This is a genomic window from Pseudoduganella sp. RAF19 (assembly GCF_052114165.1).
Classification (GTDB): Bacteria; Pseudomonadota; Gammaproteobacteria; order Burkholderiales; family Burkholderiaceae_D; genus Rugamonas.
The window spans coordinates 421,673-441,828 of record NZ_JBFREF010000006.1; the positions used below are offsets into that span (position 1 = coordinate 421,673).

General features: G+C 59.9%; 26 protein-coding genes. 21 read left to right on the forward strand and 5 right to left on the reverse strand.

The features are described 5' to 3' along the window. Nucleotides 1-11: 11 nt before the first annotated feature. Genes AB4Z19_RS18805 through AB4Z19_RS18815 form a run of 3 tightly spaced genes read left to right on the forward strand, consistent with a single transcriptional unit; the run spans nucleotide 12 to nucleotide 2,783 of the window. A complete protein-coding gene (locus tag AB4Z19_RS18805; protein ID WP_442025359.1) occupies nucleotides 12-959 on the forward strand; it encodes a LysR family transcriptional regulator in 948 nt (315 codons plus the stop codon). A gap of 40 nt (nucleotides 960-999) precedes the next feature. Then, a complete protein-coding gene (locus tag AB4Z19_RS18810; protein WP_442025360.1) occupies nucleotides 1,000-1,200 on the forward strand; it encodes a DUF2905 domain-containing protein in 201 nt (66 codons plus the stop codon). A 29-nt stretch (nucleotides 1,201-1,229) separates the two neighbouring features. Further along, a complete protein-coding gene (locus AB4Z19_RS18815; RefSeq protein ID WP_442025361.1) occupies nucleotides 1,230-2,783 on the forward strand; it encodes a sensor domain-containing diguanylate cyclase in 1,554 nt (517 codons plus the stop codon). Here AB4Z19_RS18815 and AB4Z19_RS18820 read toward each other — a convergent pair. Together AB4Z19_RS18820 and AB4Z19_RS18825 are read right to left on the reverse strand one after the other, a co-directional pair. Further along, nucleotides 2,725-3,792, reverse strand: coding sequence for a hypothetical protein (locus AB4Z19_RS18820; RefSeq protein WP_442025362.1), 1,068 nt, complete (start codon nucleotides 3,790-3,792; stop codon nucleotides 2,725-2,727). The two genes, AB4Z19_RS18815 and AB4Z19_RS18820, sit on opposite strands and share 59 nt — an antisense overlap. Nucleotides 3,793-3,803: 11 nt before the next feature. Then, complete coding sequence (locus tag AB4Z19_RS18825) at nucleotides 3,804-4,574, reverse strand: ParA family protein (RefSeq protein ID WP_442025363.1); 771 nt, start codon at nucleotides 4,572-4,574, stop codon at nucleotides 3,804-3,806. A 151-nt stretch (nucleotides 4,575-4,725) separates the two neighbouring features. On the opposite strand from AB4Z19_RS18825, the gene AB4Z19_RS18830 reads away from it, so the two are divergent. Beyond that, entirely contained in the window at nucleotides 4,726-5,931 is a 1,206-nt protein-coding gene (locus AB4Z19_RS18830) for an NAD(P)/FAD-dependent oxidoreductase (RefSeq protein WP_442025364.1), read from the forward strand. Between the two features lie 167 nt (nucleotides 5,932-6,098). Here AB4Z19_RS18830 and AB4Z19_RS18835 read toward each other — a convergent pair whose 3' ends face one another. After that, nucleotides 6,099-7,490 carry a lactonase family protein gene (locus AB4Z19_RS18835; RefSeq protein ID WP_442025365.1) on the reverse strand — a complete coding sequence of 464 codons (1,392 nt, stop codon included), beginning with the start codon at nucleotides 7,488-7,490 and terminating at the stop codon, nucleotides 6,099-6,101. 129 nt (nucleotides 7,491-7,619) lie between these two features. On the opposite strand from AB4Z19_RS18835, the gene AB4Z19_RS18840 reads away from it, so the two are divergent. After that, nucleotides 7,620-9,011: an amino acid permease gene (locus tag AB4Z19_RS18840; protein ID WP_442025366.1), complete on the forward strand. Its 1,392-nt coding sequence runs from the start codon at nucleotides 7,620-7,622 to the stop codon at nucleotides 9,009-9,011. Here AB4Z19_RS18840 and AB4Z19_RS18845 read toward each other — a convergent pair. Both AB4Z19_RS18845 and AB4Z19_RS18850 read right to left on the reverse strand, forming a co-directional pair. Continuing rightward, nucleotides 8,897-9,364, reverse strand: a complete 468-nt coding sequence (locus tag AB4Z19_RS18845) for a hypothetical protein (RefSeq protein ID WP_442035777.1) — start codon at nucleotides 9,362-9,364, stop codon at nucleotides 8,897-8,899. The two genes, AB4Z19_RS18840 and AB4Z19_RS18845, sit on opposite strands and share 115 nt — an antisense overlap. A 68-nt stretch (nucleotides 9,365-9,432) precedes the next feature. Continuing rightward, entirely contained in the window at nucleotides 9,433-9,879 is a 447-nt protein-coding gene (locus AB4Z19_RS18850; RefSeq protein WP_442026473.1) for a DNA-binding protein, read from the reverse strand. Between the two features lie 189 nt (nucleotides 9,880-10,068). Here AB4Z19_RS18850 and AB4Z19_RS18855 point away from each other — a divergent pair, with 189 nt between their 5' ends. From AB4Z19_RS18855 to AB4Z19_RS18930, 16 genes are all read left to right on the forward strand, one after another. Then, the gene (locus AB4Z19_RS18855; protein WP_442026472.1) at nucleotides 10,069-10,392 is read left to right on the forward strand and encodes a helix-turn-helix domain-containing protein; all 324 of its coding nucleotides are present in this window, start codon (nucleotides 10,069-10,071) and stop codon (nucleotides 10,390-10,392) included. A 54-nt stretch (nucleotides 10,393-10,446) separates the two neighbouring features. After that, nucleotides 10,447-10,926 (forward strand): hypothetical protein, encoded by a 480-nt coding sequence (locus AB4Z19_RS18860; protein WP_442026471.1) that lies wholly within the window; start codon nucleotides 10,447-10,449, stop codon nucleotides 10,924-10,926. A 287-nt stretch (nucleotides 10,927-11,213) separates the two neighbouring features. Then, entirely contained in the window at nucleotides 11,214-13,079 is a 1,866-nt protein-coding gene (locus AB4Z19_RS18865) for a Mu transposase C-terminal domain-containing protein (protein ID WP_442035778.1), read from the forward strand. A 79-nt stretch (nucleotides 13,080-13,158) separates the two neighbouring features. Next, the gene (locus AB4Z19_RS18870) at nucleotides 13,159-13,893 is read left to right on the forward strand and encodes an AAA family ATPase (RefSeq protein WP_442026469.1); all 735 of its coding nucleotides are present in this window, start codon (nucleotides 13,159-13,161) and stop codon (nucleotides 13,891-13,893) included. Continuing rightward, complete coding sequence (locus AB4Z19_RS18875; RefSeq protein ID WP_442026468.1) at nucleotides 13,890-14,510, forward strand: hypothetical protein; 621 nt, start codon at nucleotides 13,890-13,892, stop codon at nucleotides 14,508-14,510. Before AB4Z19_RS18870 ends, AB4Z19_RS18875 begins: the two co-directional genes overlap by 4 nt. Beyond that, nucleotides 14,497-15,000 carry a hypothetical protein gene (locus tag AB4Z19_RS18880; protein ID WP_442026467.1) on the forward strand — a complete coding sequence of 168 codons (504 nt, stop codon included), beginning with the start codon at nucleotides 14,497-14,499 and terminating at the stop codon, nucleotides 14,998-15,000. Before AB4Z19_RS18875 ends, AB4Z19_RS18880 begins: the two co-directional genes overlap by 14 nt. Next, the gene (locus AB4Z19_RS18885) at nucleotides 14,997-15,323 is read left to right on the forward strand and encodes a hypothetical protein (RefSeq protein ID WP_442026466.1); all 327 of its coding nucleotides are present in this window, start codon (nucleotides 14,997-14,999) and stop codon (nucleotides 15,321-15,323) included. Before AB4Z19_RS18880 ends, AB4Z19_RS18885 begins: the two co-directional genes overlap by 4 nt. After that, a complete protein-coding gene (locus AB4Z19_RS18890; RefSeq protein WP_442026465.1) occupies nucleotides 15,316-16,362 on the forward strand; it encodes a hypothetical protein in 1,047 nt (348 codons plus the stop codon). The genes AB4Z19_RS18885 and AB4Z19_RS18890 overlap by 8 nt, the downstream gene beginning before the upstream one ends. 16 nt (nucleotides 16,363-16,378) lie before the next feature. Beyond that, nucleotides 16,379-16,987 carry a DUF3164 family protein gene (locus AB4Z19_RS18895; protein WP_442035779.1) on the forward strand — a complete coding sequence of 203 codons (609 nt, stop codon included), beginning with the start codon at nucleotides 16,379-16,381 and terminating at the stop codon, nucleotides 16,985-16,987. Nucleotides 16,988-16,989: 2 nt separating this feature from the next. Further along, nucleotides 16,990-17,313 carry a hypothetical protein gene (locus AB4Z19_RS18900; protein ID WP_442025342.1) on the forward strand — a complete coding sequence of 108 codons (324 nt, stop codon included), beginning with the start codon at nucleotides 16,990-16,992 and terminating at the stop codon, nucleotides 17,311-17,313. A 37-nt stretch (nucleotides 17,314-17,350) separates the two neighbouring features. After that, nucleotides 17,351-17,791, forward strand: a complete 441-nt coding sequence (locus AB4Z19_RS18905; RefSeq protein ID WP_442035780.1) for a hypothetical protein — start codon at nucleotides 17,351-17,353, stop codon at nucleotides 17,789-17,791. Beyond that, the gene (locus tag AB4Z19_RS18910) at nucleotides 17,788-18,228 is read left to right on the forward strand and encodes a gp16 family protein (protein ID WP_442035781.1); all 441 of its coding nucleotides are present in this window, start codon (nucleotides 17,788-17,790) and stop codon (nucleotides 18,226-18,228) included. Before AB4Z19_RS18905 ends, AB4Z19_RS18910 begins: the two co-directional genes overlap by 4 nt. 3 nt (nucleotides 18,229-18,231) lie before the next feature. Continuing rightward, entirely contained in the window at nucleotides 18,232-18,663 is a 432-nt protein-coding gene (locus AB4Z19_RS18915; protein ID WP_442025345.1) for a Mor transcription activator family protein, read from the forward strand. A 134-nt stretch (nucleotides 18,664-18,797) separates the two neighbouring features. Then, entirely contained in the window at nucleotides 18,798-19,070 is a 273-nt protein-coding gene (locus AB4Z19_RS18920; RefSeq protein ID WP_442025346.1) for a putative holin, read from the forward strand. After that, a complete protein-coding gene (locus tag AB4Z19_RS18925; protein WP_442035782.1) occupies nucleotides 19,070-19,669 on the forward strand; it encodes a transglycosylase SLT domain-containing protein in 600 nt (199 codons plus the stop codon). Before AB4Z19_RS18920 ends, AB4Z19_RS18925 begins: the two co-directional genes overlap by 1 nt. After that, complete coding sequence (locus AB4Z19_RS18930; RefSeq protein WP_442025348.1) at nucleotides 19,666-20,154, forward strand: hypothetical protein; 489 nt, start codon at nucleotides 19,666-19,668, stop codon at nucleotides 20,152-20,154. Before AB4Z19_RS18925 ends, AB4Z19_RS18930 begins: the two co-directional genes overlap by 4 nt. The last annotated feature ends 2 nt before the right edge of the window (nucleotides 20,155-20,156 follow it).

Genomic DNA, 20,156 nt, shown 5'->3' on the forward strand with positions numbered 1-20,156 from the left:
TGGATTTGAATATGGCCTCGGATCGCCTGGGAGACATGCGCTTATTCGTGGATGCGGCAGACCTGGGCAGCCTGTCCGCAGCAGGCCGCAAGCTGGGATTATCACCGGCGGCGGCCAGCGCGCGTTTGCTGAAACTGGAACGTGAGCTGTCCACCCGCCTGTTCGAGCGCACCACGCGCCAGCTGCGCGTCACGCCGGAAGGACAGCTCTATCTGGAACACTGCCGCATCGCCCTGCAAGCCATCGAAGACGGCGAGGCGGCCCTGCACGCAAGGCGCGAGACGGTGCGCGGCAAGGTGCGCCTGTCCGCCACCTCGGACTTCGGCCGCCATATGCTCAGCCGCTGGCTGGAGGAATTCCGCATCCTGTATCCCGAGGTGACGTTCTCGCTGCATCTGAGCGACGCCATGTCCAATCTGCTGCAGGACGAAATCGACCTGGCCGTGCGCTTCTCCCTGCCGCAGGACAGCTCCCTGGCCGCGCGCCGCCTGGCGCCCGACCGCCGCGTGCTGTGCGCCACACCGGCCTATCTGGCGAAATACGGCGTGCCGCAGACGCCGGCCGATCTGCCGAAGCACCGCTTCGTGTTATGGGCCACGCTGGCCGGAGCGCAGAACGATTTCGAGTTCGTGCGCGGCAGCGAACGCCAGCAGCATATCGTGCCGCTGGACGAAGCCTGGGACGCCAACGATGGCGCCAAGGTGCTCGATTGGGCGCTGGCGGGTCACGGCATCGCTTACAAATCGCTGTGGGACGTGGTGGACCTGGTGAAGGCGGGCCAGCTGCAAATTCTGCTGCCGGACTGGCAAACGCGCCCCACCGGCGTACACGCCCTGTTCCATCGCAGCCGCTACATGGCGCCCCGCGTGCGCGTGTTGCTGGACTTTCTGGCGGAGCGTTTCGAACAGGCCGTAGCGGAGCTGCCGCCGGGCTTATTACCCGCCGCTCAGGTCCGCTAACTGATATGCTAGTGCTTTCGAGTCACCCAACAAGAACAAGATGCGGCGATTGCTGATCATTTTTGGCCTGGCGCTGCTGCTGGCTGGTGTTGTCTGGCCCTGGCTGCGCAAGCTGCCATTTGGACGTCTGCCCGGCGATATCCATATCGTCAAAGGCGGCTTCAGTCTTCATATCCCCATCGTCAGTTGTGCCCTGGTGTCGCTGGCCGTGTGGCTGATTCTCTGGCTATTCAGGCGCTGACGAACATGAATCCTTCCCGGCTACGGCTGATGCGTAAAGGCCTCATTGTGCTGGCCGTCGTGTTCCCGCTGCTGTACATCTACGTGCAATACGTGGCCCTGCATCGCGACCATCGCATCACTGTGACCGCCGCCGAGTCGGAAACCCGCAAGATGGCGGCGGCGCTGAAGGAACATGCCGCCCGCGCGGTCGGCGAAGCGGACCGCGTGCTGCAGGCTGCGATGGGCGAGCTGGATCGCAGTGGCGTTCCGCTCAACTGGGACAACCGCGTTGCGCTGGAAAGCATCCTGCACCGCTACATGCTGGAACTGCCCCAGATCTCGAAAATGACGGTCATCGATGGCAAGGGCATGGTGCTGGCGGTGAGCGGCGTACAGATTCCCGAATCGGTGGACGTCACCGATACCGGCTACTACAAATACCACGAAGCGCGCCACGACGGCTCGCTTTTCATGACGGCCACATACAAAAGCCGCGTGAACGACCGCCAGGTGTTTGCCATTACGCGCAGCCTGCTGAATGCGGACGGCTCGCTGAAAGCCATCGTCCTGTGCAGCATGCGTGCCGATTATTTCGGCGAGTTCTATCGCACGCTGGGCGCAAGCAAGAGCGCGCGCGTCATGCTGATCAGCGACACCGGCTCGGTGCTGGTTGGAAGTCCGGGCAATATCGACCTTGCGCGGCGCGACCTGTCGATGGGGCAGAACTTCGCGCGCTTTAAAGATGCAAACGAAGGCACATTCCGCACCTCCGCCAGCCTGGTGGACGGTACGGCGCGTATTGCGTCCTATGCCCACGTGCCTAACTATCCGCTGGTAGTCACGGTGGGACTGCTGGAAGATGAAGTGCTGCTGCCCTGGCGCGAACGCCGGCTGCAGACGATCATCGTGGGCGCGGCATCCATCCTGGTGATGCTGGCGCTGATTGGCCTGCTGTGGCGCCAACTGACCGAATTGATCGCGGCGCAGGCAACGCTTCAGGATCAGAACGACACGCTGCGCAAGCTGAATGAAGAACTGGAACAGCAGGCGATTGCGGATGCGCTGACCGGCCTGCACAACCGGCGCTACTTCAACGGTGTGTTTCAGCGCGAGATCATGCGCGCGCGCCGCACCGGCACCCTGCTGGCTTTCTGCATCGGGGATATGGACCACTTCAAGAAATTCAATGACCGCTACGGCCATCCGAAGGGCGACCTGGCCTTGCAGCGGGTCGCGCAAATCCTGCGCGAATCGCTTCAGCGTGCGACGGATTACGCGTTCCGTCTTGGCGGCGAAGAGTTTGCGCTGCTGTATTCCGTGCAGAGCGCGGAAGAAGCGTGGCAGATTGTGGAGGTAACGCGCCATCGCATCGAGCAGCTCGATCTGGCGCATGAGGAAAACGAAGGCGGCGTGGCGACCATGTCGTTTGGTCTGGTCTGCGTCTTGCCCGGTGCCGAAATCGAGTCGGAAACCCTGTACTCGCTGGCCGACAGTGCGCTCTACAAGGCCAAGGCCGCGGGACGCAACTGCACGGTGCGCAAGACTATCCGGCCGAACGCAAACGTCCAAGCAATCGATCAAGAATCTCAAGCCTCGGAATAAGCTCGGGGTCTTCCTGCAAACGCGGCCGCAGCTCGGCGGCCGTTTTGAATGGCGCCGCAAACGACGCGTAGCGTTGCTGCAGCAGCGGCTCGGCGACAAGCTCCAGGAAACACAGGTGGATATACAGCTGCATCAAGTCCTTGGTGTGCTGGGTGCCGATGCTGGTGCCGCCCAGATGATAAACATCCGCATCGACCTGATTAACCCTCATGCCCTCCGCGTAGGCCAATGCGATCAACACATGCAGTGTGTCGAAGAAATCGTGATAGGTCTTCATCGGCCGCCCTTCATGCAGGCCTAGGCTAAGCAGCTGGCCGCGCGCCAGCGGTGGCAGCTTGCGGTAGATCTGGGCGCCGGCCTGATAGTCCTTCATCAGGCGGGCGAAGACGCCGATGCGGAAGTAGAGGAAGTGCGTCAGCGGATAGGTCCAGCCGCCGCTGGCATCGGACAGCAGGCAAAGCAGGAATTCCTCGTCGGAGAAACGCAGTTGCGACAGCACTTTGCGGTCGAACAGGTAAAGGTCATGATCAAGCAGGCCGAAATCGCGCTCGTTATGGCGCAGCAGAAGATTGATCATGGCGCCGTGGCCGACGCTGGAGCAGGGCAGGGTGGCGACACGAAATTGCGGCATCTCGGGCCAGCGCTGGCGCAACAGTTCGGCCTCCCAGTCCGCCGCGCCGTTCAGCAGCAGGACCACGCGCACGTCGTGCGCCACTAGCGCAAGGCAGGGCAGCAGGAAGTGCAAGGTGTGCGGCATCACGATCACGTAAAAGTGTCCGCCCAGCTGGCTCGCGAGGCCGTCCTGGAAGCGCGCGAAACGCCGCGGCGTAATCCAGCGCTGCAGCACGAGATCGTTGACTGCATAAGCGAGCTTGCGATAAGCGCGTAGCGACACCGCCTGCAGCAGGTGCCAGTACACAGGCGCCGCACGGCCATGCCGTTCATGCAGGCGCTGGTAAAGCTGCCGCGCTGATCGCAGGTTGGCGCGCACGCCGGTCAGCACGCCCATGGCGGCAAGGCCTATGCGGCCTGCAGTTCGCCGTACAGCGCCAGGAATTCCTGGCTCAGTTTATGGCCGCGATCGAGATGAATCATGGGCAGATTGCGCTCATGCGATTCGCGGATGCGGATGGAGCTGGACAGCTTGTTTTCCATGACCGGCAAGCCTTCCTCTTTCAGCTCATCGACCAGGCGCTGCGGCAGATTGGCGCGCGGCTGGAACTGATTGACCACGATGCCTTCGATTTCCAGGCTCGCATTGTGATCGGCCTTGATCTCTTTCACGTTGTTGATCAGCGTATAGAGCGCCTGGCGCGAGAAGTCGTCGCAGTCGAAGGGGATCAGGCAGCTGTCGGCGGCGATCAGGGCCGATTGCGTGAAGAAGTTGTAGGCAGGTGGCATATCGACGAAGATCTCGTCGTATTCCTGGTTCAGCTCACGCAGCGTGTCGCGCAGCTTGTAGATTTTGTGGCGCGATTCCAGCTTGGATTGCAGATCGCCCAGCTCGGGATGGGCCACCATGATGGACAGGTTCTCGAACGGCGTCTGGTGGATGTAGTGGCTGGCCGGCTTCATGAACATCGAAAAGCTCAGCAGCTCCTCGAAGTAAGCGCCCAGCGTTGGCGCGGTGTCCTGCGTGGCCGCACCCAGCACATAGCGGCTCGAATTGCACTGCGGGTCGATATCGATGAGCAGGGTCCGTTTTCCCTGATGCGCTGCAATGGCTGCCAGATTCACCGCGATCGTCGATTTACCTACGCCACCCTTCTGGTTGAAGATCACCCGTTTCATGCGCTGTCTCCGATATGGCCAAGAATGCAACGATTCTAGCATGGTGCGACGCAGCATAGTGGCCCAATGCAATCTCCAAAATATGGATCAATACTTTGTGCCTGTTTCACGCAAGAATGCACTCACCAACAACCTCCTAAGTGAGAGCATCATGAAACAACACATCGTTATCGCTGGTAGTGGCTTCGCCGGCCTGTGGGCCGCTCTGTCGGCAGCACGCGCCGTTTCCCTGGCCGGCAAATCGGATACTGTCGACATCACCGTCGTTTCGCCGGAAGCCGCGCTGCACATGCGTCCGCGCCTGTACGAAGCATCGCTGCAAGGCATGGCGCCTGAGCTGGGCGATCTGTTCGACGCGGTCGGCGTGCGTCACGTCGCGGGCTGGGTGACCGAGATGGACCAGGAGCGCCACCAGCTGCGCGTCAGGCAGCGCGATGGCAAGAGTGTCACCCTGGACTACGACCGCTTCGTACTGGCGACCGGCAGCCAGGTCTATCGTCCGGCTCTGCCGGGCCTGGCGGGCTTCGCTTTCGACGTGGATTCGCTGAACAGCGCCCACGTGCTGGATGCGCATCTGAACCGTCTTGTGACCCAGCCTTCGAGCAAGGCGCGCAACACGGTGGTGGTGGTCGGTGGCGGCTTTACCGGCCTCGAAACAGCGACAGAAATGCCGGCCCGCTTGCGCGAAATCCTGGGCGCCGATGCCGTGACGCGCGTGGTGCTGATCGAACGCGGCGCAGTCGTTGGCCCGCAAATGAGCGCGGAATCGCTGGCGAAAGTGCAGGAAGCGCTGGCCTTCTGCGGCGTGGAAGTGCTGACGGAAACCGGCGTGTCCGCAGTCAGCGCTGACGGCGTGACCCTGTCCGATGGCGCGAAGATCGAATCGTCCACCGTGATCTGGACGGCTGGCGTGCGCGCCAATCCGCTCGCCGCAACCCTCGGCCTGGAGACCGACAACTTCGGCCGCGTGAGCACCGACGCCATGCTGCGCGCCGATGGCATCAAGGACATCTTCGTGGCCGGTGACGTGGGCCGCTCCGCCACCGACGGCGCGGGCAATATCGCTGCCATGTCCTGCCAGCACGCGCTCAGCCTCGGCCGTGTGGCGGGCCATAACGCCGCCGCCGAACTGGTGGGCCTGCCGCTGCATCCGTACAGCCAGCCGAAGTATGTGATGTGCCTGGATCTGGGGGCCTGGGGCGCGATCTACACTGAAGGGTGGAACCGTCAACTGAGCCTGCAAGGCGCGGAAGCCAAGAGCCTCAAGCAGCAGATCAATACGCAGTGGATTTATCCGCCGGCAGATCGCGACGGCGCATTCGCCATCGCCAACCCGGACTTCGTGATCGTCCCCTGAGCAGGAACCGTGTAGTACCTAACAGACTGCTCGCTCCAGCCGGGGCATTGTGAAGCCTCAAACTTCACAACTTCGACAGGAGCACGGTCATGGGCAAATACTTTTTGGCATGGATACTCGGCGTGCCGGCAATCGTCCTGGTTCTGATCTATCTGTTCTTCCACTGATTAGCGATAGATCAGGACGATCTGCGTTGGCTGGCCCGGCGTAGCGATGCTGCCAAGTTTGGTCAGCTGGCCGTTGCCGCTCACTTCGTACTGCGTGATGGACTTGTCCGCACCGGTGGCGACGTAAGCGAACAGGCCGCTGGCATCGAACACCATCGAGGCCGAAGTTGGCGTGGCGGATGCGCTGCCCGGGCTGATTGGCGTCAGCTGGCCCTTTTCACCGATCACAAACTCCAGAACGGCGTTGTTGTCGCCGTTGGTGTAGACCCAGTCGCCGCTGGGGCTGAGCGTGATGAAAGTGCCTCGGCTGGCCGTGGGCATGGTGGCGGGACTGGATGGCGCCAGCATGCCGTCGGCGCCAATGGAATACAGGCTGATACTGCCGACGGCATTATTCAGGGCGTAGGCGAACTTGCCGGTCGGCTCCAGCAGGATGTCCGTCGGCTTGCGGTCGGCGGCCACGCTGGCCGTGGCCATTGGCGCCAGGCTGCCATCATCGGCCACATTGAACTGGAAGATCTTGTTGGCATTGCCGTCGCTCGCGTAGGCGTGTTTGCCGCTGGCGTCGATAGCCATGCCGTAGACCGACTGCAGCTTCGCGGCCGGGGTGGCGGCCGTTTGCGAAGTCAGGCTGCCGTCCGCGCCCAGCGCGTAGCGATTGATGGCGCCATCACCGGCATTGAATGCGTAGAGGAATTTTCCGTTGGGCGAGAGCGTGATGCCCTGTGGTGCGCTGCCATTCGACACGCTGGCCGTCGGGCGTGCAGCGAGTTGGCCATTGGCGCCGATGGCATAGGAGAGTACCTGGTTCTTGTCCGGCACCGCAAAGAAGGCGTTGGCCGATTTGGCGTCCACAGTCAGGTAGACGCGGTTGGCATCGATGGGCACATCAGGCGTGCCGGCAGCATGCATCTGGCCGTTCGCATCGAAAGTGTATTGCGACACCGCGTATTGATAGGCCGCGAGCGCCGGCACGTACTGCGAGTTGATCACGTAAGCGTAGGCCGTCTGGCAGCTCACCGCGATATTGACGATATTCGCACCGGCGACGGCGCCGCTGCCCTGGCTGACCTGGCAGCGCTGGCCCACCGGCTGTCCGATGACGCTGACATCGTAGCTGCTGGCATTCGCGATCCTGGTGACGAAAGTAAAAGCACCGTTGCTGCCGATCGACGCGCTCACGCCATTTTTGTTGTCCTGCAGCGTCAGTTTTGCGCCACTCCCCAATCCGCTGACCGTGCCGCCGAGGCTGAATTCGGCCGACGTAGTGGTGCCGCCACTACTCGTGTTTCCGCTGCCCGGGCTGCCACCGCTGCCCCCGCCACCACATCCGGCAGCAAGCAAAATCACGGCAAGAGGCGCGTATCCGGCGAGTAGCGAGCGTGGTTTCATGATCGGTTTGGGTGACGGAAATTGTTTAATTTATCACAACACTCAGCCATTCTGTCCAGCGCTGGAATGCAAAAAATGCACCCGAAGCTAGTGCTATCATCAGCTCCACTCTGACGGAAGGCCTCCTGCATGACGCATAAGAACGACCTGGTTCACAGCCTGAAGCAACGCCATGTCACGATGATCGCCCTGGGCGGCGTGATTGGCGCCGGACTTTTTGTCGGCTCCGGGGCGCTGATTGCCACTGCCGGGCCGGCGGCGATCCTGTCCTACCTGATCGGCGGCTTCGTTGTCATCCTGGTGATGTTCATGCTCGGCGAAATGGCGGCCAAAAACATCGACAGCGGTTCGTTTTCCACCTTCGCCAGCCAGTATCTCGGCGAATGGGCCGGTTACGCCGTGGGCTGGCTGTACTGGTTCAAGTCGATGATCACCATTACCATCGAGGCGATTCTGCTGGGGGCGATCCTGCACGACTTTCTGCCCGGATTGCCCGTCTGGGCGGGAGCCTTTCTCATGCTCCTGTTTGTCATCTCCAGCAATCTGTATTCCGTACGCTCCTACGGCGAAGCCGAGTACTGGCTCTCGTTCGCGAAAATCAGTTCGATCCTGATTTGCATGGTATTGGGCGTGTCGATCTTATTGAATATGCAGAGCGGCTTTCCGTCGCCGGGCTTGAGCAATCTGAAGGCGCATGGCGGCTTCATGCCCAATGGGATCTTGCCGGTGCTGGCTGGCGTGACGGTGGTGATCTTTTCGCTTGGCGGCAGCGAGATTGCGGCCGTGGCAGCCGGCGAATCGGAGAATCCGCGCGAGAATGTGATCAGGGCCATCCGCAGCGTGCTGTTCCGGGTGATGGTGTTTTATGTGGGATCGGTATCCATTGTGATCCTGTGTCTGCCCTGGACTGATGCCGTCAATTTGAAGTCGCCCTATGTCTCGCTGTTCAGCCTGGCGGGGTATGCCTGGGCTGCGACGGGGATGAAAGTGGTCCTGTTCGTCTCCTTCATGTCCGTGATGAACTCCTTCCTGTTCTCGAATTCACGCATGCTGTATTCCCTCAGCCAGCGCGGCTACGCACCGGAGCTGTTTGGCCGCACCAATGCGCGCGGGGTGCCAATGAACGCGCTGGCGCTCAGTTTTTCGGTGTGCGTGGGCATTCTGGCGGTGCACTTTGCCAGCGGTGGCGACCTGTTCCTGACACTAGCCAAGAGCAGCGGCGCGTTCATCATGACGGTGTGGATCTTTATTATTCTGGCGCACGCGAGGATGCGTCAGAAGGAGCCCAGGTCCGGGGCCGGGGAGGCGCCCTTCAAGACGTGGCTCTACCCGGTTGGCAATGGCATCGCGCTGTTGACGCTGCTGGCGGTGCTGCTGTCGCAGGCGTTCAATTCCGATACGCGCTTTCAGTTCGCGTTCATGTGCGTGATTACCCTGACGATCATCGCTTCGTATTTTTCGCTGCGGTCGCGGCCCGCTTTTGGTGTGTTGCGGAAGCGGGCTGACTCCATTCCGGAGTGAGGATTATGTGAGGGGGTGAATGATTTGGCATGCGRGAAGAGCTGGGAGGAAACGGGATTACCCGCTCCGAAACCCAGCAACTGCGCGGCATAGCGGCAAAATTCATTGAGGGAAGCGTCTGCCATCCATTTGCGCCACTTCTCAGCAATCCTATCCAGATTTGCGTGCCTTTTGGCACGATAGCGGCGACGGCGCGCAAGCTCCGAACAACCAAAGGAGGCATCATTGGCCGGCGCCTCCATCTCTTCCTTGTGAATCCAGGTGAAGCAGGCTTTGGCGGCCTGCTGGCTATCAGCGATAGCTGAATCTAGAAGCGCTTTTAGCGCACCAACAATCTTTTCTTTACGTTGCATTTTGATAACTAAACTTACTTAAAATTAATAAGTTTAGATTGATCGAGTGCCGAAAAGTCTCTCCAATTCTATCCAAGAGCACGAAGTACACGCTGCATCGCGTCTGGGCCTTCTTCCAAGTGATTTTGAAGGTACTCGTAAAGGAGTGCGATGAGTGCTGGACGCCGATCTGCGCTCACCTGGATGTTCCGCTCCTTCTCCCATTCGGTCAGCGCCCTGATTGCCAGTTCCAGTTTTTCCGTATCCACTTTATTGGTCCCGCCGGCAACGGTCCCAGCCACATGAGCGGTTTCCCTGGCGGCCTCAAACCGTGCATGCACAGTCCCAGCAAAGTATTTGGCAGGCACCTCGTAGAGCCGCTTAGTACCGCCTATGCCCTTTTGGGTTTCAAATTTCCACCCTTCGGCAGAGGCGCGTGCGATGACGCCTGGTTTGCTCTTTGGTAAGCCAGGAAGTGCCAAGGCGGCAATTTCAGACGCTGAGTAGAGGCGACCTTTCAAAACACTTTGTTGCATGAGAGTGTCTTCCAATCATTGAAAAAGTGTATTCACAAAACACTTAAAATTATTTCTTATTAATCAAATACTTATAGCCTAAGCGTCGAACACCTAACCACAAGCTAAGTGTTTTGTGCAAAAACGCATTGACTTAACACTTCTTAATGCTTAACATGCGCCCTAGAACAACCCCGATAGGTGTAACCGATGAGCGCATTCAATGAACCAAAAAAATCCACCCAAGCTGATTGGCATAGGGCGGATGTTGTAGCAGCCCTCCATAAAAAAGGGTGGTCCCTTCGTGAACTGTCGCGCCAGCATGGCCTCAGCGCTGGAACGCTGAAAGCCGCCCTGGACCGTCCTTACCGCAAGGCAGAAGGAATTATCGCCGCTGCGTTGGAACTCAAGCCCGAAGTAATTTGGCCAGAGCGTTACGCTGCTCGCAATTTTACGCCAGTTTTAACGCTTCCAGCCACTCTGGCCCGCAACACGCGGCCCGCTCTTTCCGCTCTTCCATGTGTAGAAGCGTAAGGCAGAACACACTTCTAGCCTACCAAGACGATTCTCGAACACAGGAAAACGACAATGCGAAACAGACAATGGAAATCGATGCGGCCCGCCAGCGTAGGCGAGGCAATGGAACTTTGCATCGAATTCGCAGCTGAGAAAAAGCGACGCCCGGTTAAAGTCCTCGCCGATTTAATGGGCGTTGAAGTGAAAACGCTTTATCGCTGGCTTGCGGAAACTTCGATGCCGTTAAATCGCGTTCGCCAATTTGAAGATTTCTGCGGCGTGTCCTACGTCAGCGAGTACCTGTGCCTCGCCCAAGGTGACAAAGTGGTCGTGGCGATCCCGTCTGGCAAAAAGGCTGACGTGACCGACCTCGCAGAGATTCAGGCGTCGTTTGCTGATGCGGTTGGTTTGCTGGCCCGCTTCTATAAAACTGGCGCCGCTTTGGATGAAACGGTGGCGGCCTTGACGAGCACGCTTACACACCTTGCTTACCAGCGCACCAACGTACTCAAAAACCAGTCCCCCGAATTCGATTTTGGAGCGGCCGAATGAGCATGGCGCTGATCAAGTCCTCCTACACGGCGTCAGAGCTGTTGACCCTCAGTCTTCCAGGCATGCCCGTTACCAAAGCGGCTGTTCTTGCAAAGGCTAGTCGGGAAGGCTGGCCGTACACGGAGGTTACAGGCGTTGGCGGCACGCGTCGCGAGTACCAACCACCAGCACAGGTAATGCAGGCGATTAAAGACCAAGTCGCAAATCAGCTGATAAAGACAGCAGGCAATTCTGGGGCCGCAAAGCTTGCGCAGTTGGCGCTAGCCGCGCCAGTACCAAAGGCGCTGGTGCCGGTCGCTAGTTCGGGAGCGTTAAAGGACTGGCAGAAGCGCACCGCCGAGGCGCGCGCCGCCCTCCTGGCGGAAGTGGACCGCGTGGCCCAGCTGGTCGGCCGTGAAAAAGCCATTATGAAGCTGGTCATCATGGCCCAAGAGGGTTCGCTGCCCGATCACCTGGCCAACCTGGTGCCAGTAGCGAACGCCAAAGCCGGCAGCAGTGGCAAGCGCACGCTGAGCCGTCGCACCATTCACCGCTGGATCGCTGACACCAACCAGGCCAAGACCGCAGACGGTCGCCGACAGGTCAACGCGTTGGCTCCCAAGGATGCTCACAGCAAGGTTGATGTGCCGGAATGGGCTGCAGACCTGCTGGCGGTATACCAGACGCCGCAAAAGCCCAGCCTGGCCTTCGCTGTCGAGCAGATCGCGCCCGCATTCGGCATCGATCCGACCCAGCTGTATCACCGCGCCCGCCGTTTTCTCGGCAAGATGGGCAACGTAGAGCTGCAACGTGGCCGCATGGGTTCCCGCGACCTGTCGAACATCAAACCGTTCATCCGCCGCGATAGCAGCGTGCTGTGGCCGTCCGATGTGTACACAGCTGACGGTCACACGTTTGACGCAGAGGTGGCGCACCCAGCCCATGGCCGTCCATTCCGCCCTGAAATGACCGGCGTGGTTGACGTCGCGACTCGTAAGTATGTCGGCTGGAGCGTGGACCTCGCGGAGAGCGGCCTGGCGGTACTGGATGCGCTGCGGCGCGCATGCGAAGTGGGCGGCATCCCCGCGCTGTTCTATGTTGACAATGGATCGGGCTATCACAACGCGCTGATGGCGGCGCCGGGTGTCGGTATGGAATCGCGCCTGGGCTTCCAAAAAACGCACAGCATTGCCTACAACTCCAAAGCGCGCGGCATCATGGAGCGTTCGCACCAGACCGTGTGGGTGAGCGCAGCCAAAGAACTGCCAACCTACATCGGCGCCACCATGGACCGGCAGGCGATGCAAAAGGTGCACAAGTTGACTCGCAAGGAAGTCGCACACACGGGCCGCAGCAAGTACCTGATGCCTTTTAACGACTTCCTGAAGTTCGCCAATGACCATGTTGATGCCTACAACAATAGGCCTCATCGCGCACTGCCTAAAGTCTTTGATCCAGAGCTTGGCCGCAAGCGCCACATGACACCAAACGAGGCATGGGACCAAGGCGTTAAAGACGGCGCGCAGCTGGTGACCATCACCGAGGATGAATCGCGCGACCTGTTCCGACCGCAACGCGAAGTCAAGACGCTGCGCGGTGAAGTGCGCCTGTTCGGGAATCTCTATTTCGCTCATGCGCTGCAGGAGTATCACGGCGACGTGGTGCGCGTGGGGTACGACGTACACAACGCGGACCAGGTATGGGTCTATGACCACAAAGATCGCTTCATCTGCAACGCTGGCTTTGAGGCCAACAAGCGCGCGTACTTCGCTGAGTCAGCTATGGAAGTGGCTGCACGTAAGCGTGCGGCAGCAAGGCTGCAGCGCCTGGATGTGAAGCGCCAGGAAGTGCACGACGAGCTGCATGGTGCGCCGCTAGTTCTGGAAAACGCGCCCAGCCCGACCCTGCAAGACATCACCGGCGTTTCCTCGCTGCAGATGCTGGACGTGGAGCTGCTGGCCGTACCGGTTGAGGCGCCAACCCGTCCAATCTTCATGCTGGAGTCCGACCGCTACGAGTGGCTTATGCAGCACCAGGGGGAGTGGAACGCGAATGACCGCCAGTTCCTGGAGCAGTTCGTCGCCAGCGACATTTACGAATCGCTACAAGAGCGCTTTGAGTGCCTGGGCCTGGGCTGGCAACCTGGTGCAACCAATGCAGTACGTGCTGGGTAATTGAGTAGTAGCTCTGCCCGGTGATGGGCACCGGGCGGCGAGATTTAACGTAGGAACTTGAAAAGCAAGGAGAGTATAGGTGAAAAAGGGCTTCGTACAGAACAGCAACTACGCACGCTTCGTGCAGACGGTAAAAGCCACCGAGCAGCGCGGCGCCCGCGAGGCATCGATGATGCTGGTTACCGGCCCAGCAGGGCTTGGCAAATCGGCCACCGTGGACCGCTATGCGGTCGATACCAGCGCACTCTACCTGCGCGGCAAGGAGACCTGGACGAAACGCGCGCTGCTGATGGAACTGGCAGAGCTGCTGCGCATTCCGACCAACGCGACCAACCACGCCCTGCAGGCCAAGATCATTGGCGCCATCGGTGCGCGCCAGACGCCAATCATCATTGACGAAGCCGAACATACCGTCAGCAGGTCCGCCAGCATCCTGGAGTGCATCCGGGACATCAGCGACTTGACCGAAACGCTGATTGTGCTGGTGGGCATGGAAAGCATGGAATCGATGATTGCTCGCCATCCGCAGATTAGCAGCCGCATTGCCGCTGTGGCTCGCTTTGAGGCGCTGACCGTGCAGGATGTGCAGCTGGCGTGCAAGCAGCTATCGGAGTTCCCTATGGATGCGGAGCTGGTCCAAGAACTCCATCGCCAGAGCGCGGGCAAGATGCGCCTGGTTATGAACGGCATTGCCAATATCGAGCGCGTCGCCAAGACGAACGGCCTGACCAGTGCCACCTTTGAGGCAATGCGTGGTGTCGAACTGTGCATCGAGTGGCAGGCGCGTCGTCCACGGGTGGGAGGCGCACGATGAGCGCAGTGTGGACGTCCCAAACCGTGATGGAGGCGGTCAAGGTGCTGGCGTGCCCTCGGGGATGCGTTAAACACGCCGCGATCATGCGACACACCAAGCTGACGAGCCGCCAGGTCGCAGCAGCGTGCGCCAAGCTGGTCGAGCACGGTTACCTCAAGCGCGAAGAATACGCCGATAACACGGTCAAGCCAGGCTGTTATCACCTGACCTCGCTGGGACGGTTGGCCCAGGAAGAAGGCGCCAGGCTAACCAGCGGCCCTAAAGGACCGACAGGTATCCCAAAGATTCGCACCAACAGCTTGCGTGACCGCGCATGGCGTCTGCTGCGCATTCGTCGCAAAGCCAGTATTCCAGAACTGGTGAGCGTGCTTTTGGATGCGGGCAGCAGCCAAGCGGACATCGACCGTGCGGAAAACAACCTGGCCAAGTACATCCGGCCACTGGTGCGCGCCGGCTATCTCACGGAATTGCGACGTGAGGCACCGCAGTCCCTCACGTCGAACGGCGCTAAACGATTCCTGTTGGTGCGCGACACGGGCGAAATCGCGCCCATCCCGCAGCCGGCACAGAAAACGGTCTATGACCCAAACGAGGAGAAACAGTATGACGCAGCGTGAAACGGAATGGTTTGCCTTGCTGCAGGCGGACGTGCAGGCCACCGGCAGCGTTGCCGCGACGGCCCAACGAGTTGGCGTATCGCGAGGGGCGCTGTCAGCGATCTTGAATCAGACGGCATCCTCACCATACGTCAACGGCAAGTCCGGCACTGCGAAGATTGAGGCGCGCATTCTGAACACCATTGGCCGCATCGAGTGCCCGTTTTTAACGGTCCTGATGGAGCGCGAACACCGCATCACTGGCTTGGAGTGCCGCGAGCATTCGTCGCGCGAAACACCACCGACGAATAGCCCGCGTGCCATGTCGCACTGGCGCGCATGCCAGAACTGTGAGAAGCGCGTACCTGGCGCCGCGCCTGCACCGGCTAAGCAGCAAGCACGCATCAAAGACGCCGCGCCTGCAGAGCCTCCCCAGCAGGCAGGGATTATCGACAAAGTAACGCTGCCCCTGCCGGAAGTCGGCGGCCCACAAGTGGAGACTGCGCCATGAATACCGCCACACACAACGTTGTCCCTTTGCGCCAGGCTCATGTCGCCATCCAGGGTGCGAACGGGCCAAAGGTCTGGTCGGCTGAAGCTATCCAGGCATTGAGCGTACTCAATCGCGCTGTGCGCTGGTTGCGTGAGCAAGATGTACCGGTGCAGTCCGTAGACGTTACCGGCACGCGGCCGACCATTGCAGTGCATGCCAATGCTGGCCCGGTGTTGACGGCCGCAGCTCACGGCAAGAGCACCAGGCGCCTGCCAGATGGCGGGAGTCTGTGCAGTGTGATCGTGCATGACTGTCTGATCCAGTGGCAGCCCCATGAATAGCCTGGAGAAGATTCTCGGGCCGCATCTGATGGCAGATCGATTGGCCACCGGCATGTATCGATATGACAGTGATGGCGAGCTGGAAAAGCGCTGCAGCAGGTGCCGGGACTACTGGCCCGCTGATACCGAATTCTTCCATGCATCCAGGGGGCTGCCAGACATGCTGCATAGCCAGTGCCGCGCGTGCACTCAAGAACGTAGAACCAACAAAACTTCGTCAACCAAGAAAGGGACCGAAAACATGAGCAACCCAACCCGCAATGACATTTTGACCCTCCTGCGCCAGCGTCCAGGACTGAACGCTGTGCAGATTAGTGATCTTCTGGACATCGATGTCCCAGTAGTCGAGGGGCAACTGAAGCTCGCCGAACAAGAAAAGCAAGTAGCAGCAAATCTGACCTTAGGTGCAAATGGCCAAATGGTCACCGTATATCGGATTGAGACATCGTTCCTGGACTGGAAAGTTGCGGCGAAACCAGATTCGGCCTCTGTTCAGCCAGACACCGTCGAAACGGGCGAAGACAAGCAAGACAAAGAGACCAGCAGCGCTACCACTAGTGCGAACTTCGTACCGAGCGAAGGCTACAGCAAGGAACTGCATAACCAGCATAAAGGTACGGCGCGACAGTCGCTAGTGGATAAGGCAATTGCCTATCTGGAGAAGAGCGGCCCAACGTCAGCGGCCGTTCTCAAGGACGCCCTTGGCATCAGCTACCAGGTGAGCACGCTTCTGCGCGTAGCCTTGTCGGCGGGCACCGTTAAAAAAGCCGGTGGCTTCTACTGCCTGGCGGATCGCGAAGACGAGCTGGAGAAGTCCAACCAGATCGCCCTGGCAGCCAGCCAGCACAGCGATACCAACAACGCGCAAGGTGGTTTGATAGAGCTGCTGCGCGAGCGCCTGTCGCCAGACGAATTCCGTGGTTTCCTCAAGGGCAGCGTCATCTTCCACACCTTGGGCGGGCATGACGCTCAGAACACTCATGCCTTCCATGTGGCCGGCGAGTTCGCCAAGCACCTGGCAGCAACCACCAATGATTAACGCGAAGGAGCAACGCATGACCGACCAAACCGAATACATGACCAATCCCAAAGGGCATTTGGTTCCCGTGTCACAGATCAAGGAAATTGACCTGATGCGTGACAAGCTGGTGATGGACATGGTGAGCAAGGCGCAGAAGATGTCCGACCAGCTGGCGCAGCTCAAGGGCGAACTGTTCGCGGACGTGCAGGCGTTCATCGAGTTGAGCGCGGGCGAATATTCCGTCAAGGTGGGCGGTGACAAAGGCAACGTCACACTGCAGTCCTATGACGGCAAATACCAGGTCAAGCGCGCCATCCAGGAAAGTCTGACGTTTGACGAGCGCCTGGTAGCCGCCAAGGCACTTATCGACAGCTGCCTGCAGCGATGGAGCGAGGGCGCCCAGCCAGAACTGCAGGTGCTGGTGCATGACGCATTCCAGGTAGACAAGGCGGGCAACATCAACACCGGCCGCGTGCTGGGTCTGCGTCGCTACAAAATCACTGACGAGGAATGGATGCGCGCCATGCAGGCGATTAGTGACGCAGTGCAGGTCAACGGCAGTAAGTCTTACATTCGCATCCTGGAACGCGTGGGCGACAGCGAGAAGTTTTCGCTGATTCCGCTGGACATCGCGGGGGTCTAAGCATGAACTGCAACTGCGTTAAAGAAGTGGGAACGAAGCTGGCGTCCGCCCCTTTCATCACAAAGCAGGCCGGCCAGGATATCCGCGCCGAATGCCAGGCCACGGGGCTGGCGGTGACGCGTGACATGAACATGGTCGCTGTTATCAATATCCCTTTTCGTATCCGTGGCACTGCCAAAGGTTTCAGCAGTGCCAAGGGCAAGGAAATGCCTTGCGTGGCCACCTACTGCCCCTTCTGCGGCAGGCCGGCAGGATACGGGAAATACGCCGTTGGTCAGGACGAAGGGATTGCGGCCGTGATGAAACCACTTGAAGGCGAGGCCTAATATGGCGACGTTAAATAAGGAAGTTAAGGAGTCAATTTTGACCGAGCTGTCGCAGCCATTGGGCGTGGTCATCCTGCGTTGCGATGGCCACGAAGTCACATTGACAGTTCAGCGCTTTAAGGCAATGGCGTACCGCGTAATGACCTATGTGAACGGCAAGTTTAACCAGGCTTGGTGTCACCCGAATGCCAAGGCGCCGGAAAGCAAATATCTGCGCAAATCTGTCCGGCAACTCTATTCCGCAAAAGAGCGCGAGCGCGCTCAGAAGGACTACGGGAAACGTATGGCGCGCAGCCTGGGCTATTTCGACTCGACATACACACTTTATTTGCCCGATTGGCCAAGTGGACGTTCTGCACTGTCACACCTGTGCCAGGTATGCGAAAGCGTTGAAGTGGAGTTCATGGGTTATGAAGCGTTGAAATCGATTGTCGCAACTGACGCGGCTATCGACCCGGCTGCCGGAGAGATTGCATGATCCGCAGCGCTGACCTGGCAAAAATCCACATCGCCAAAAAGCAGCTTGGCATGGATGACGCCACCTATCGCGCCATGCTGGCCGCCCATGGCGGCGTGGCTTCGGCCAAGAATTTAACGCATGACGGCGCTGCCAGGGTACTGGCGCACCTGCAGCGCTGTGGCTTCAAACCTGCGAAGGCCACGAACGCAGGCAGGCCGCGCCCACGGGTCGGCGGTGACCGCAAGGCACAGGTGCGCAAGATCGAGGCGCTGCTGGCTGATGCCGGCCGCCCCTGGTCTTACGCCGATGCGCTGGTTAAGAAGCTCTTTGCCACGACAGACAAGGTTGAGCGCGTTGAGTTCTGCAATGGCGTCCAGCTGGCCAAGGTCATCGCGGCCTTGGCAATCGATGCAACCCGCCGCGCCGCCAAGGCGGCCGGCGCTATAACGGAGTAGTTTATGGAAACCGATCTGTCCCACTTGCCACCGAGCGCGCAGCGCCTGGTAGGCATTATCGGTCTGCCCGCCACCTTGCTGCTGGTGGACCGGCATGGTGGCAAGGCCTTGCGCCTATACAAAACCGGCGAAAGCATCGAGCGATTAACCGAGGCTGTTGGCGCGATTGCTGCAGGTCAGCTGCTGAATCATTTCGGCAGCGATCCTTTCACCGTGCCGAAATGCCGCGATGCGCTGAACGATGTGCGCAATGCTAGAATCCACCGCGAATATGACCGCTTGACGCAAATTGAAAAGCGCTCTGGCCGCGACAGCGTGCATTGCCTGGTGGAGCAGTTCTGCCTCAGCGAGCGTCATGTATGGCGCGTCCTGAAGCAAACGACCCGTCAACCAAAGGTTGCGGTTGTCGATTCCCGTCAGTTAAGCCTTCTGTAAATTCCCCTCTCGCCACCGGCTGTCATCGGGCAGCCTCGCTGGCTCTTACGCGCGCGCGTACTCTGCAGATTCTCGCTCTCTCTTGAGCGATTTTCTTTAATCCGCCCCTGCTACTGCAGGAAAAGGTACGCGCAATGAAAAAAATCCGAATGGTCGAATGGCTGCTGGTAACAGTGGCCCTCATCGCCCTGGTGGCGTTGATGTCGCCAGTCCAGCTGCCCGTTATCATCTTCAAGACCGCGCAGGTAACCCTGAGCGGTTGGGTTGGCTACTGGTTTGACCGTGGCGTGGCACCGACCACCCGCCCGAACAACCCCGATCTGACGCCCATGGAGCGCTCCGCTGCGAGCATCCGCCGTGCGATCGTGATCGGCTTCGCCATGGTAGCAGGCGCGCTGGGGGCGTAATGCTGCGCCTACTGGTTCTCTGCTATCTGCTGTCCGCTAGCCTGGCCCAGGCTGCGACTATTCCTCGCGAATGCTTGCAATATCGCCGTGACCTGGTGCGCAATTCGCGCCAGGTGTTCGGCATGGACGCCCCAGTCGCCACGCTCGCTGGCCAGCTCGCCCAGGAGTCTGCCTGCAGGACTGATGCAAAGTCGGCCTATGCGTCGGGCCTTGCACAGTTCACGCCTGATACAGCCAGCTGGATTAGCGGACTGTTTCCTGAACTGGCGAACAATCAGCCAACCAACCCTGTCTGGGCCTTGCGTGCGCAATCGCGGTACATGCATCGCCTGATGACACAGGAGGCCGGCGAAACCGAGTGTGACCGCATGTGGTTTGCACTGTGGGATTACAACGGCGGCGCCGGCTGGACCAGGCGCGACCGCAGGGCCGCAGCCGCAGCCGGCAGGAATCCCGCACGGCATGACGACGTCGAGCCGTTTAACGCTGGCCGCGCACCAGCGATGTTTCGCGAGAACCGCAACTATCCGAAGGCAATCATTGGCCGCTGGCAGCCGCTGTTCATCGCTGCTGGCTGGGGCGCGGGGAGCTGCGTATGACTGCGCGCCTGGCATTGCTGCTGGCCATTCTCTGGGCCAGCACGCTCTTGTGGACCTACCGCTTTGCCGTCACGAACACGACCAATGCAGCAGCCGCGGAACAAAGCACGCAACTTGTCGTGGGCATCGAAAAGCACGACCAGAAAGCAAACGCCGGCCTGGCCGTCGAGACCAAGACCAGCGCGAAGCTTGCGCGGACTGAAGCCAATTTCCAGAAACTTGAGCAAAGGGTATTGAACTATGCACAAACACACGCTGGGGCTACTGATTGCGGCCTCGATGCTGACGGCCTGCGCACATGGGTTGCCGCCAACGCCGATGACGACGCCGGCACTGAACCCGCCAGCCCAACTGACCGACGACTGCCCGGACCTGCCGCCACCGCAGGACGGACGGATGACAAACCTGCTGAGCAACCATGTTCAGGTTGCGAAGCTTTACCACAAATGCCGGGAGCGTCTGCGAGGCCTGGCGCAGTGGATTAAGG